At 71.2% G+C, this 12270-nt stretch carries 11 protein-coding genes; 9 read left to right on the top strand and 2 right to left on the bottom strand.

Annotated features, from left to right (window positions below; all coding sequences use genetic code 11):
- Positions 1 to 16 precede the first annotated feature (16 nt).
- The 3 genes from OG472_RS09535 to OG472_RS09525 all read left to right on the top strand — a co-directional run bounded on the left by OG472_RS09535 (position 17) and on the right by OG472_RS09525 (position 3439).
- Positions 17 to 808, top strand: a complete 792-nt coding sequence (locus OG472_RS09535) for a hypothetical protein (protein ID WP_405941317.1) — start codon at positions 17 to 19, stop codon at positions 806 to 808.
- The gene (locus OG472_RS09530; protein WP_405828987.1) at positions 808 to 2055 is read left to right on the top strand and encodes an FG-GAP repeat domain-containing protein; all 1248 of its coding nucleotides are present in this window, start codon (positions 808 to 810) and stop codon (positions 2053 to 2055) included. The genes OG472_RS09535 and OG472_RS09530 overlap by 1 nt, the downstream gene beginning before the upstream one ends.
- Before the next feature lie 148 nt (positions 2056 to 2203).
- Positions 2204 to 3439 (top strand): acyltransferase family protein, encoded by a 1236-nt coding sequence (locus OG472_RS09525; RefSeq protein WP_405941316.1) that lies wholly within the window; start codon positions 2204 to 2206, stop codon positions 3437 to 3439.
- Positions 3440 to 3448: 9 nt separating this feature from the next.
- Here OG472_RS09525 and OG472_RS09520 read toward each other — a convergent pair whose 3' ends face one another.
- Positions 3449 to 4366 carry a helix-turn-helix domain-containing protein gene (locus OG472_RS09520; protein ID WP_401614996.1) on the bottom strand — a complete coding sequence of 306 codons (918 nt, stop codon included), beginning with the start codon at positions 4364 to 4366 and terminating at the stop codon, positions 3449 to 3451.
- Between the two features lie 166 nt (positions 4367 to 4532).
- Between OG472_RS09520 and OG472_RS09515 the strand changes: the two genes are divergently transcribed.
- From OG472_RS09515 to OG472_RS09490, 6 genes are all read left to right on the top strand, one after another.
- Positions 4533 to 5960, top strand: coding sequence for an MFS transporter (locus OG472_RS09515; RefSeq protein ID WP_405941315.1), 1428 nt, complete (start codon positions 4533 to 4535; stop codon positions 5958 to 5960).
- A gap of 72 nt (positions 5961 to 6032) precedes the next feature.
- Positions 6033 to 6887 carry an alpha/beta hydrolase gene (locus tag OG472_RS09510; RefSeq protein ID WP_401614118.1) on the top strand — a complete coding sequence of 285 codons (855 nt, stop codon included), beginning with the start codon at positions 6033 to 6035 and terminating at the stop codon, positions 6885 to 6887.
- A gap of 71 nt (positions 6888 to 6958) precedes the next feature.
- On the top strand, positions 6959 to 7477 hold the full coding sequence (locus OG472_RS09505) for a hypothetical protein (RefSeq protein ID WP_319728006.1): 519 nt from the start codon (positions 6959 to 6961) through the stop codon (positions 7475 to 7477).
- A 12-nt stretch (positions 7478 to 7489) separates the two neighbouring features.
- Entirely contained in the window at positions 7490 to 8458 is a 969-nt protein-coding gene (locus OG472_RS09500) for an LLM class flavin-dependent oxidoreductase (protein ID WP_401614116.1), read from the top strand.
- A gap of 180 nt (positions 8459 to 8638) precedes the next feature.
- Positions 8639 to 9007 carry a hypothetical protein gene (locus OG472_RS09495; RefSeq protein ID WP_401614114.1) on the top strand — a complete coding sequence of 123 codons (369 nt, stop codon included), beginning with the start codon at positions 8639 to 8641 and terminating at the stop codon, positions 9005 to 9007.
- Positions 9008 to 9151: 144 nt separating this feature from the next.
- The gene (locus OG472_RS09490) at positions 9152 to 10369 is read left to right on the top strand and encodes a glycosyltransferase (RefSeq protein ID WP_405941314.1); all 1218 of its coding nucleotides are present in this window, start codon (positions 9152 to 9154) and stop codon (positions 10367 to 10369) included.
- A gap of 13 nt (positions 10370 to 10382) precedes the next feature.
- On the opposite strand, the gene OG472_RS09485 is transcribed toward OG472_RS09490, so the two are convergent.
- Complete coding sequence (locus OG472_RS09485) at positions 10383 to 12212, bottom strand: serine/threonine protein kinase (protein ID WP_405828977.1); 1830 nt, start codon at positions 12210 to 12212, stop codon at positions 10383 to 10385.
- Between the last annotated feature and the right edge of the window lie 58 nt (positions 12213 to 12270).

The following is a 12270-nucleotide window of genomic DNA, read 5'->3' as shown; positions in this document are numbered from 1 at the left end:
CCGAGAGGAAGCCCGCATGACCGCCACCCCGTCCGCCATCGAACGCCCGCTGAACTTCAGCACCCCGTACCTGAGGGCCGACCTCGTGCGCGACGCCGTGGACTACACCGTCGAAGGCCGCACCATCGTGGTCAACCCCGGTGTGACCCCCGTGACCATCGTCGAGGAGTTCCGCAAGACCATCCCCCCGCTGTCCTCGACGGTCCTCGCCGACACCCGCATCGAGCGGGCCGAGGCGCTGCTCCTGCTGCGCCCCGCCGCGGACGACGCCGACATCAGCGGCATCGTCGAACAGCCCGGCTGGTCGCACCTGGCCGATCTGCTCGCCCCCGGGGAGTTCTCCCACGAGACCCCGCTGTACCGCAGCCCGCAGGACGACATCAACACCGTCCTGTTCGACCCGGCCCACGTACTGGGCGAACGCGAGACCGTACTGGACCAGCGGGAGTTCAACGTCCGCGCCAACCTGTGGTTCGCCCCCGCCGGCACCGACTGCTTCATCCACAACCAGCACGACTTCATCGAGGTGCACACCCAGGTCCAAGGCCTGGGCCGGATGCAGCGGTTCCGCAGCGAGGACCAGGCCTCCCTCTACCAGGACGTCCTGATGAGCCCGGGCTACACCACCCCGGACCCCTTCTGCGCCACCGGCCCCCAGTGCACCTACCACTACCCCCGCCACCAGTACCGGGCCGACACCGACTGCATCTGGCTCGCCATCGAATACCACCCGGTACCCCGCGCCCTGCGCACCCTCCCCTTCCCCCAGTCCTCGTCTCCGCTCGCGACCACCCTGGAGAACCACTGATGACCACCAACGGCAAGAACAACGAGACCGTCCTGCGCGCCCCGAAGTTCACCGCCGAGGTCGTCGCCGACCAGCTCCGCGACGGCTACTGGCTGGAGGCGCCCGACATCGACGGAGACGGCAAGCCCGACCTGTTCGGCTACGGACTGCGCCTCGGCGAGATCTACTGGTACGCCAACGACGGCGACTGGACCCGCCGGCTGATAGCCGACCGGATCAAGATGCCCGTGGGCGCCGACTTCGCCGACGTCAGCGGCAACGGCCACCCCGACGTCATCGTCTGCTACGACCTCTACGGCCCGATCGGCACGATCCACGACGCCAACACCGAAGGCGGCAAGATCGACTGGCTGGAGAACCCGGGCACCCCCGACAAGGACGAGTCGCGCTGGAAGCGGCACTACGTCGGCCGCGCCACCGGCATGCACCGACTGCGCGCCGGCCATTTCACCCGCACCGACCGGCTCCAGATCATCGGCCTGCCGATCGTCGCCAAGGAAGACGTCCACGCCGTCCTGCCGGTCGTGCTGTTCACGCAGCCCGACGACGTGCACACGGCCGAGGAGTGGCCGATGACCGTCATCGACGACAGCCACTTCCGGATGATCCACGGCGCCGAGAAGAAGCAGGGCCTGATCCCCGGCTCCGACCTCGAATCCCTCCTGCTGGCCTCCGACGAGGGCGTCACCTGGCTCTGGTTCGACGAGAACCGTCAGGAGTGGATCCGCGAGCTCATCGGCACGGGCGAGCTCACGCAGTTCGAGCAGACCGGCTTCCGCGGCAGCGGCGACCTCAACGCGGGCCGCCTCGGCGACGACCCGATGGCCTACGTCGCCGCCATCGAGCCCTTCCACGGCAACACCGTCGCCGTCTACACCAAGGCCGAGGGCGGGGAGGGATGGAACCGCGTCCTGCTGGACGTCTACGGCGACCCCAACGAGAACGGCGAGGGCCCCGGCCACCAGATCGTCTGCGCCGACTTCGACGGTGACGGGGACGAGGAGTTCCTCGTGGCGCTGCGCGGCCCGTGGCCGTGGCAGGGCGTCATGTACTACAAGGCGATCGACGCGGCCAATGGCGTCTGGGCCAAGTGGCGCGTCTCCGAGGAGTCCGTCGCCCGCATCGCCACCGCCGACTTCAACGGCGACGGCCGCCTCGACTTCGCCACCATCGCCTACTCCGTCCAGAACTACTACGTGGCCAAGGACGCCAAGCTCATGGTCTACCGCAACCAGATCGAGCAGTAGGCCCCTCCCACGGCCCCTTCCGCGGCTCCTTCCGCCCTTCCCGGCAGTCCCGTACGCCCCTTCGCGCCGCCGGGACCGCGCACCGCACGGCGGGGCACGGTCCCGGCCGCCGTCCCCGACGAACCCCACTCCCGAAAGAGCGATTCCTGTGGCCTCCACGACGTCCCCCGACGCCGCGAAGCGGGCGAAGCTGCCCTCACTGACCGGCCTGCGGTTCTTCGCCGCACTCTCCGTCTTCTTCTTCCACTCGTCCCTGACCGACTCCCCGATCCCGCCGAATGCGCCCATCAACCCCTTCGCCGACGCCTCGATCGCCGACGGGTTCTCCACCGCCTTCGGCAAGGCCGGCTATCTGGGAGTCTCCTTCTTCTTCGTCCTCTCGGGCTTCGTCCTCGCCTGGGCCGCCAAGCCCGGCGAGCGCGTCACCGCCTTCCTCCGCCGCCGACTGCTGAAGATCTTCCCCAACCACCTCGTCGTCTTCGCCGCGGCGATGGTCCTCTTCGCCGGCTCGGCCGTCACCGGCGTGGCCGACTGGCTCCCGAACCTTCTCCTCATCCACACCTGGTGGCCGCAGCCCACCGTCAACCTCAGTGTCAATCCGCCCAGTTGGTCCCTCGGCAGCGAACTGCTCTTCTACATGCTCTTCCCGGCGCTCATCGCTCCGATCCGCAAGCTCCGCGGCCGGACCGCCCTGTGGGGCTGGAGCGCCGCGATGATCGCGGGAATGGTCGCACTCCAGCTGGTCGCCACCTACTTCGTCCCCGACACCCCGAAGTCCACCATCACGCCCATCTCCGGGATGCAGTTCTGGTTCGGCTACCTGCTCCCTGCCGGCCGCCTCTTCGAGTTCGTCCTCGGCATCCTGCTCGCCCGCATCGTCCTCGCCGGACTGTGGCCGCGCCGCGTCGGCTTCGGCATCTCCCTCGTGCTCACGGTCCTCGGCTACGCCGCCGCGCTCGTCGCCCCGTTCCAGTACGGGTTCGTCGTCGCGACGATCATCCCCGTCGCCGCGCTCATCGGGGCCACCGCCAGCGCCGACGTGGAGGGCCGCGCCACCTTCCTGCGCAGCCGGCCCATGGTCTGGCTCGGCGAGGTGTCCTTCGGGTTCTACCTCGTCCAGGGCGTCACGATCTTCTACCTCCGCTCGCTGCTGGGTGAGAACACCTACAGCGTTCCGGTCGCCCTCCTGGTGATCGCCGGCTTCTTCGCCGCGTCGCTGCTCGGCGGCTGGCTCCTCTTCCGCTTCGTCGAGATGCCCGCCATGCGCCGCTTCGGCCGGGCCAGGCCCCGTACGCAGCCCGTCCCTGCCCCCGCCCCGGCCCCGGCTCCGGCCCGTGAGCCTTCCGGGGACCGGACCCCGGTCACCGCGGCCGCCCGGGACTGACCCGCAGTCTTACCGCTCCCCGCCCGCGTCGGCATCCGCCGACGCGGGCTTCGGCGTTCCCCGGCCCGGGGCGGCGGAACCGGCCGTCAGACTCGACAGCATGCGCAGCGCCGCGTCGGACGGGGAGGACTCGGGGGCGCTGTAGAGCAGCATCCGGTGGTTGGTGCCGTCGGTGAGGTGCAGATTCTCGAAGTCGAGGGTCAGCGGGCCCACGACCGGGTGGTGCAGGGTCTTGGTGCCGACGGTGCAGTCCCGTACGGGGTGCTTGGACCACAGCGAGGCGAAGTCGGGGCTCTGCAGCATGAGCGACCCGATGAGCTCGGCGAGCGCGCGGTCCTCGGGATTGCGACCGGCGACCAGGCGCAGGGCCGCCAGGGCGACCCGGGCCTCGCCCTTCCAGTCCGTGTAGAGCTCCCGGGTGTGCGGATCGAGGAAGAGCATCCGCGTGAGGTTGGGGCGTACGGCCGGATCCTCGGGGCTCGCGAAGTCGAGGTGCCCGGCGAGCAGGGCATGGCCCAGCGGATTCCAGGCGAGCACGTTGTTGCGGCCGTCCAGGACGACGGCGGGCACCTGCGGCATCGCGCCGATCAGCCGGCGCGTGGTGTCCCGGGCGTACTCCGGCCGGGGCGACGGGGCCCGCTTGGCACGCGGCGGCCGGGCGAGGTTGAGCAGGTGCGCGTGCTCGTCCGGAGACAGGCGCAGGGCGCGGGCCAGGGCGTCCAGAACGCTGTCCGAGGCGTTCGTGCTCTGCCCCTGCTCCAGGTGCGTGTAGTACGTGATGCTCACGCCGGCCAGCAGGGCGAGCTCCTCGCGCCGCAGCCCCGGTACGCGCCGGCGGGTGCCGTGCGAGGGGAGACCGACGTCCTCGGGCTGGAGCTGGGCGCGACGGGTGCGGAGGAATTCGCCCAGGGCTGTGGGTGTGTCCATGCGTTCCAGTGTGCCGGGGGAGGGTGCCGAACGCTGCCCGCGAAGGTGGCCCTGGCAGTGCTAGCTTGCCCGGCGCCAGCACAACCAGGGGGCTGGGTAACCCTCTCCGACCGGTCCAGAGTCGATGACGCAACAGCTCGTTGCGTGATCGAGAGGAAGTGTCGCGATGTCGGTTGTCGAGGGTGCGCGTGTTGGTGTGGGTGCGGGGGGTGGTGCTGGGGGTCCGGTTCGTTTGGACGGGCGTCTCAGGTTGGTGTTGGTGGTGCTGCTGGTGGCGCAGTTCATGCTGGCGGTTGATTTCTCGATTCTGAATGTGGCGTTGCCGGTGATCGGTGACGGGCTTGGTTTCTCGTTGTCGAATCTGCAGTGGATCGCGACGTCGTTCGCTCTGTGTGCTGCGGGTTTCACGCTGTTGTTCGGGCGTGTGGCGGACCTGTTCGGGCGTCGGCGGCTGTTCCTGGTGGGTCTGGCGGTGCTGGGTCTGTCGTCGCTGGCGGGTGGTCTGGCGAACAGCCCGGAGATGCTGCTGATCGCCCGCGTCTTCCAGGGTCTGGCGACGGCCGCGGTGACGCCGACAGGCCTGTCCCTGCTGACGACCTCGTTTCCTGAGGGGCCGCTGCGTCAGAAGGCACTGGGTCTGAATGGTGCGTTGATGTCGGCTGGTTTCACGACGGGCGCGATCCTGGGTGGTGTTCTGACGGATCTGCTGTCGTGGCGGTGGGCGTTCTTCATCAACGTCCCGGTGGCGCTTGCGGTGTTGTTCATTGCTCCCGCGGTGATCAAGGAGTCGCGTCCGTCGGTGCGTCCGAGGCTGGATCTGCCGGGTGCGACGGCGGTGACGTTGGGTCTGCTCGCGTTGATCTACGGGTTGACGCAGGCGGGTGAGCACGGTTGGGGTTCGGGTTCGGCTCTGGGCTGGCTGGCCGCGGGTGTGGTGCTGCTGGTGGTGTTTTATGCGATCGAGTCGAAGAGTGCTGCGCCTTTGGTGCCGGTGTCGGTGTTGAAGAAGAAGACGGTGGCCTGGGGCAATATCGCGGGTCTGATCGCGTTCCTGACGGAGACGAGCCTGGTCTTCCTGATGACGCTGTATCTGCAGGAGGTGCTGGACTTCTCGCCGCTGACGGCGGGGCTGTCGTTCGGTGTGCTGGGTATCGGCACGGTGATCGGTGGTTCGATCGCTCCGCGGGTGATCGGTGCGACGAGTACCCGCACGACGCTGATCGCCGGTGGTCTGCTCCAGGCGGTGGCGACGCTGAGCCTGATCGCTTTGGGTGAGACGTCTTCGTCGATGTGGCTGTTGCTGGTCGCGACGTTCGCGGGTGGTATCGGGAACATGCTGGTGATCGTCGGGTTCATGGTGACGGCGACGACGGGTCTGCCGGATCACGAGCAGGGCATGGCGACGGGTCTGGCGACGATGACGCAGCAGATCGGTATCACGATGGGTACGCCGATCATGTCGGCGATCGCGGCGGCGAACACGGACATCCACGCGGGCATCACCACCGCCGTGATCGTGAACACCGTGATCGTGGTCCTCGGGACCCTCACCACCGCCCTCTTCCTCCGCAACAAGCAGCAGCCCGGCAACTAAGGCAACTCCGCCTTGTGACAGCCCTGCCGTGGCAGCGAACGTTGGCCTCAGGCACGGAGGGAAGGAACCCCGATGGCAACACCCATCCACTCGGCCGCCGGAATCAGCCGTGTCGCGGTCCGCTGGGAGCAGGTCCAGATCCCCTCCCCGTCCGGCCCGCTCCCCGCCCGCGTGTACCGGCCCGGTGCATCAGCCCCGCAGGGCTGGCTGGTGTGGGCCCACGGCGGCAGCTGGCGCGCCGGATCCGCCCAGGACTGGCACGGCGCCACCGCCGAACTCGCCCAGTCCTCCGGCTTCGCCGTCGTGAGCGTCGACTACCGGCTGGCCCCCGACGTACGCCACCCGGCCATGGTCGAGGACGTCCTGTCGGCGCTCGACTGGGTCCGGGAGCGGGCCGGGGGAACCGTGCCCGTCACGGTCGGCGGAGACAGCGCGGGAGCCACCTTGGCCGCCTGCGCCGCGCTCGCCTGCCGCGACCGGGCCCTTCCCCTGGCCGCCCAGGTCCTCGCGTATCCGCCGCTGGACCCCGGCTGCACCGCCGCCTCCTACCACCGCTTCCCCGACATGTTCCCCACGGCCTCCTACCTGATGGCGGCCTGGCAGGACTACCGGCAGCCGGGCCGGCCCGCGGCCGCAGACGGCACACGGCTCTACAGCACCCCTTTCGAAGCCTCCGACCTGCGTGGAGTCGCACCGGCCGTCATGGCCGCCGGCGACCTCGACCCCGTCGGTGACGACGTACACCGCTACGGGCGCCTGCTGCGGGCGGCCGGAGTGCAGGTGGCGCTGCGGGAGTTCCGGCAGACCGGCCACGGGGCGTTCCTGCAGCCCGGCCGCGCCACAAGCGGGCACGCGACGGTGTCCCTGCGCGGCTGGCTGGGCCTGGCCCTGCCCCTGCTCGTCTCACCGGACGCCGCCCTCGCCTGAGGCCGCCCGGCCTGCTTCCTCCCCTTCCTCTTCCCTCCCGCATCCCGCCCTTCACCTCACAAGGAGCTGACATGACCCCCGACGTCCCCAACCTCGACGCCCTGCTCCGGCACTTCGCCGACCTGCGCGACGGCATCCACGGCGGCGCCGTGACCCGCCCGGACAAGGAGGAGCACTTCCGCACCGCCGCACGACTGCTGGACCCGTACGCCCGCCAGGCGCTCGGCGAGCTCAACGACGAACTGCTGCTCGGCCAGGGCGTGGTGGACGCCGGCGGGGTCCAACGAGCCGACGACGGCAGCCTCTTCCACGCCTGGACCCTGTGGTGGGACGAGCAGTCGGCCGCCGACATCCCGCCGGTGACCCTCTACGCGCACTACGGCGCCTCCTTCCACCACCCGCACCTGCGCGGGGCGACGGTCTCCGAGTGGCCGCTGAACGTCTTCGACGACGCACAGGCCGCCGCCGAGCTGCCCACGCTGCGTGCCATCGCCGCCGCCGACCTCCACAACCTGGTCTTCGAACGGGACTTCAGGATCGTGCCCGCGACCATGGCGGGGGCCACCGGCGTCCCCGCCCACCAGCACTGAAAGGCCATCCCCATGACGAACCTGCGACTGTCCGTGCTGGACCAGACCCCGGTCGGCGAGGACCACACCCCGGACCAGGCACTGCGCGCCTCCGTGGACCTGGCCCGCAGCGCGGAGGACCTCGGCTACACCCGGTACTGGGTCGCCGAACACCACGGCTCCCCGGGCTTCGCGAGCAGCGCGCCCGAGATCCTCGCGGGGGCGCTGCTCGCCCACACCTCGCGGATGCGGATCGGGACCGGCGGCGTGCTGCTGCCCCGCTACGAACCGGCGAAGGTCGCCGAGGTCTTCGGCGTCCTGGCCTCCCTCCACCCCGGGCGGGTCGACCTGGGCATCGGCCGCGCGGGCGGCCCCGCGCGCGACTTCCCGCAGCGGCTGGCGGAGCTGCGGGTCCTGCTGGGCGAGGGCGGGGTCGTACCGCACGCACCGGTCCCGCCGCAGATGTGGCTGCTGGGCGCGGGGCGCGAGTCGGCGCGGCTGGCCGGCCTGCTGGGGACCGAGTTCGCCTTCGGGCACTTCTTCTCCCCGGCCGGCGGCCGGGAGGCGTTCGAGGCCTACCGCACCGAGTTCCGGGCGGGCACCGGCCGCCGGGCGGGCGGCGCGCTCGCGGTGCGCGTGGTGACCGCGGACAGCGCCGGCCGCGCCGAGGAACTCGCCCAGAGCCTGCTGCTGTGGCGCGCCCGCAAGGACCTCGGCCAGGACGCCCCGCTGCCCTCGTACGAGACCACGCGCCGCCACCGGTGGACGGGCGCCGAGCTGGAGCGGGCCAAGGTGCACCGCACGGCCCTCGTCTCCGGGGCACCCGAGCAGGTGCACGCCGTGCTGACGGCCCTCGCCGGGACCCACGGAGTGGACGAACTCGTCATCAACACCCTGACGTCCGACCCGTCCGACCGGCAGCGCTCCTACGAACTGCTGGCCGAGGCCTTCGCCCTTCCGGCATCCCGCCCGACGGTCACGGCGGGAGCGTCCCGCTCGTAGGCAGTCCTTGACGCGATGATGTGCCGCACACGTAAAGTCTCCGCAGTCAAGGCCTGTTCGACGTCGTTGGAGGCCTTTCCGCGGAAAGGCGGAGGCATGTGGGAACCCGTGCGCACAGCCGGTGCGGCGGCCACCGGGGCGCTGACCGGAGCTGCCGTGTCCGGCGCATGGAACTGGGGCTTGAGCGAAGACGCGAAGGTGTGCAAGGACGAGCCGGGCGTCTGCCTCACGTACTACCCGCTCTACGCGCTCGTTCTGGCCGTCGCGATCGTGGCCGTCCTCGTCCCGGTGGGCCTGTGGATCTCCCGGATCCACCCGCTGGGCCTCAGCGTGCCGCTCTGCCTCCTGCTGATGACGTACGTCCTCCTGCGCTCGGGCGACTGGCTGCAGGATCCCGGGACCCCCGCCCTCCAGCTCACGTGGCCATTCGTGCTGACCTGCGCGATCGGCCCGGCCCTGGTCGCCACGGCCCGCATCCGGCGCCTGCAGGTGCCCGCGCTGTCCGCCCTGGGGATCCTGATCGTGGTGTCCCTGTTCGCCGGGGCGTGAGCGGCACCGCGGAGGAAAGGGCAAGGAGGGTGATCACTCCTTGCCGCTCTCAACATACAGCGCACCGGGGGGATTGCCACAAGATCCCGTTCGTGCCGCAGAATCTCCAACCGTAGTCAGAGTCTGCGGAATTGGGAGTACGGGATGCGCGTGTTGCTGTCGGCCTATGATTCGCGCGGGGGCGTCGAGCCGCTGGTGGGTCTCGCGGTGCGGTTGCAGGAACTCGGCGCGGAGGTCCGGGTGTGCGCGCCGCCGGACGAGGAGTTCGCGAAGCGGCTGGCCGGGGTCGGCGTGGAGATGGTGCCGACGGGCCAGTCCGTGCGCGCCTTGGTGACCGGGAAGACGCCGCCCTCGCCCGGGGGCGTGCCCCGGCGGGCGGCCGAGCTGGTCGCCGCGTTCTACGACAACGTCAGCACGGCGGCCGAGGGGTGCGACGTACTGGTGGCGACCGGCCTCGTGCCGGCCGTGGCCGGTGTGAAGGCCGTCGCCGAGAAGCTCGGCATCCGCTACGTGTACGCCAGTTACCAGCCGGTCAGCCTGCCGTCGCCGCACCACCCGCCGATGCCGCGGCCGGGCCGGCCGCTCCCGGCGGACGCCACCGACAACCGCGAGCTGTGGGACCGGGACGTCCAGGACGCACAGGCCGTGTTCGGCGAGGCGGTCAACACCCACCGGGAGTCGATCGGCCTGCCGCCCGTGGCCAACCTCCGCGACCACGTCTTCACCGACCGTCCGTGGCTGGCCGCGGACCCGGTCCTGGCCCCGTGGCAGCGGCCGGCCGACCTCGACGTCATACAGACCGGGGCGTGGGTCCTGCCGGACGAACGCCCGCTCCCCGCCGACCTGTCGGCCTTCCTGGACGCCGGCACACCGCCCGTGTACGTGGGCTTCGGCAGCATTCCCATGCGCGATCCCGCGGACGTCGCCCGGGCGACCATCGAAGCGATCCGCGCGCAGGGCCGCCGCGCCGTCCTCTCCCGCGGCTGGGCCGACCTGGCCCTGATCGACGACCAGGACGACTGCTTCGTCGTCGGCGAGGTCAACCACCAGGCGCTGTTCCGGCGGGCCGCCGCCGTCGTGCACCACGGCGGCGCCGGCACGACGACGACGGCCACCTGGGCCGGCGTGCCCCAGGTGGTGGTACCGCAGGGGGCGGACCAGCCGTACTTCGCGGGCCGGGTGGCCGAACTGGGCATCGGCGCGGCCCACGACGGTCCGACCCCGGCCTTCGAGTCCCTGTCGGCCGCCCTCAAGACCGCCCTGGCGCCCGAAACCCGTGCCCGCGCCGCAGCCGTGGCCGCGGCGTTCCGCACCGACGGGGCGACGGTGGCCGCCAAGCTGCTCCTCGACGCGGCCGGCTGAGCCGTCGGGACGTCTAGGACTGGCGCTTCCAGAGCGTCACTTCGGTGAGGTACGTCGGGATGGTGTACTGCTTGCTGGGCGACGACTCGATCGTGACGATCTTGACCATGGCCAGGTTGCCCTTGGACGTGACCGTGCACAGCAGGTCGCCCTGGACGATGGCACTGTCCGCGCCGGAGAGGTCCGAGCTCGGCAGCTTCTCGGGGATCGGGTTGGTGGCCGCCGCGGTCTCGCACTGCTCGGGGGTGGGGCCCTTGCTCTTGCCGAACGGGGTCCCGCTCTGGATGTCGTTGAAGCCCATCCCCAGTTCCCGGTCCTTCCAGCCGATCTCCCCGAACGGAGCCACCTTGGGGAAGTCCAGGTCGACGTCGTACTGCTGCCCGAACTCCCGGCCCGCCAGCAGCTTCAGCGGCTTGTCCTTGAAGACCGCGGTGTAGGCCGGGGCCGAGGACTGGGGCGCGGCCGGGGAGCCGCTGGACTGTGCCGCCGGGGCCGCGTCCTTCGGCTGCTCCGCCGTCTTCTGCTTGTCGCCGCTCGCGGTCGCCTTGCCGGCGTCGCCGTCCTCACGCGTGAGGTACCAGGTACCGCCCGCGATCAGCGCCACCGCCAGGACCCCCGCGCCGACGATCAGGGGGACGCGGCTGCGGCCCTTGCCGGCCGGGGCCGCGGAGGCGGGGGCCGCCGGGCCGGCGGGCGCGGCGTAGGCAGCGGCGGTGGGGGCGCCGTACACGGGGGAGTGCGGGCCGCCCGTCGGGCCCTGCGTCGGCGCGTACGCCGGGTGGACCGGTGCGGAGGCCTGCGCGGGGGCGTACGCGGGCCGGACCGGCTCGGGGGCCTGCGTGGGTGCGTACGCCGGCCGGGCCGGCTCGGGGGCGTGGGTCGGCGTGTACGCCGGCTGCGGGGGCGTCTGCGCCAGCTGCTCGCGCCGCGCGATCTCCGCGGTGACCGGAGCGGGCAGCCAGTCCGTGAAATCGCGCAGCTCCCGGCCCGCCGACTTCCGGCACCACTCGGCGATCTCCGCGGGCAGCGGCCGCTGCGCGGCATCGGCGGCCAGGCACTGCTCCAGCAGCGGCCGCAGCGCGTCCGGGTAACCACTGAGGTCCGGCGCCTGCTGCGGGGTGTTGGCTATCGAGGCGGCGATCGAGATGCCCCCGCCGTCGCCGTAGGGGTGGCGGCCCGTGGCCACGACGGCGGCGATCAGCCCCAGCGCGAAGACGTCGGTGGCCGGGGTGACCTGCTTGCCGAGAGCGTGCTCGGGCGACATGTACTGCGGGGTTCCGATGAACCCGCCGCTGCGGGTCAGCTGGGTGGTGTCGGTGGCCCGCGCGATCCCGAAGTCGATCACCCAGGGGCCGTTCGAACCGAGCAGGATGTTGCTGGGCTTGAGGTCGCGGTGCACCACCGAGGCGGCGTGTACGGAGTGCAGCGCCTGCGCGGTGCAGCCGATCAGCTGGAACACGGCGGGCAGCGGCAGCGTCCCGTGGGAGGCGAGTGCCTCGTCGAGCGGCAGACCCGGTACGAACGCCGTTGCCAGCCAAGGCTGTTCGCCACTGGTGTCGTGGTCGAGGACCGGCACGATGTGGTAGCCCTGCACGCGGCGGGCCGCCTGCACCTCGTGCTCGAACCGGGCCCGGAAGTCCTGCTCCTGGGCGAACTCGCGACGGATGACCTTCAGTGCGACCGGCTGGTTCCCCCGGGTCCGGGAGAAGTAGACGGAGCCCATGCCGCCTTCGCCGATCTTGGCGAGCAGCCGGTAACCGGCTATCTCCTGCGGATCGTTCGGCCCCAGCGGGCCCAGCACGGCACGGTCGGCGTTCGACATCCATTCCCCCTTGTTGATCACGAGGGGAGATCGTAACGGGCGTCCGCACCCGTCCCGTGCCCCGGCCGTGCCCCGTCCC

The sequence above is a fragment of the Streptomyces sp. NBC_00207 genome (assembly GCF_045160965.1).
Taxonomy (GTDB): domain Bacteria; phylum Actinomycetota; class Actinomycetes; order Streptomycetales; family Streptomycetaceae; genus Streptomyces.
The sequence above is the reverse complement of the archived record's forward strand: the minus strand, read 5'-3'. Positions and strand labels throughout refer to the sequence as shown.

Coding starts and splice junctions, on each gene's coding strand:
- OG472_RS09530 (WP_405828987.1), top strand. CDS start 808: ATGACCACCAACGGCAAGAACAACGAGACCGTCCTGCGCGCCCCGAAG.
- OG472_RS09505 (WP_319728006.1), top strand. CDS start 6,959: ATGACCCCCGACGTCCCCAACCTCGACGCCCTGCTCCGGCACTTCGCC.
- OG472_RS09515 (WP_405941315.1), top strand. CDS start 4,533: ATGTCGGTTGTCGAGGGTGCGCGTGTTGGTGTGGGTGCGGGGGGTGGT.
- OG472_RS09510 (WP_401614118.1), top strand. CDS start 6,033: ATGGCAACACCCATCCACTCGGCCGCCGGAATCAGCCGTGTCGCGGTC.
- OG472_RS09520 (WP_401614996.1), bottom strand. CDS start 4,366: ATGGACACACCCACAGCCCTGGGCGAATTCCTCCGCACCCGTCGCGCC.
- OG472_RS09535 (WP_405941317.1), top strand. CDS start 17: ATGACCGCCACCCCGTCCGCCATCGAACGCCCGCTGAACTTCAGCACC.
- OG472_RS09490 (WP_405941314.1), top strand. CDS start 9,152: ATGCGCGTGTTGCTGTCGGCCTATGATTCGCGCGGGGGCGTCGAGCCG.
- OG472_RS09500 (WP_401614116.1), top strand. CDS start 7,490: ATGACGAACCTGCGACTGTCCGTGCTGGACCAGACCCCGGTCGGCGAG.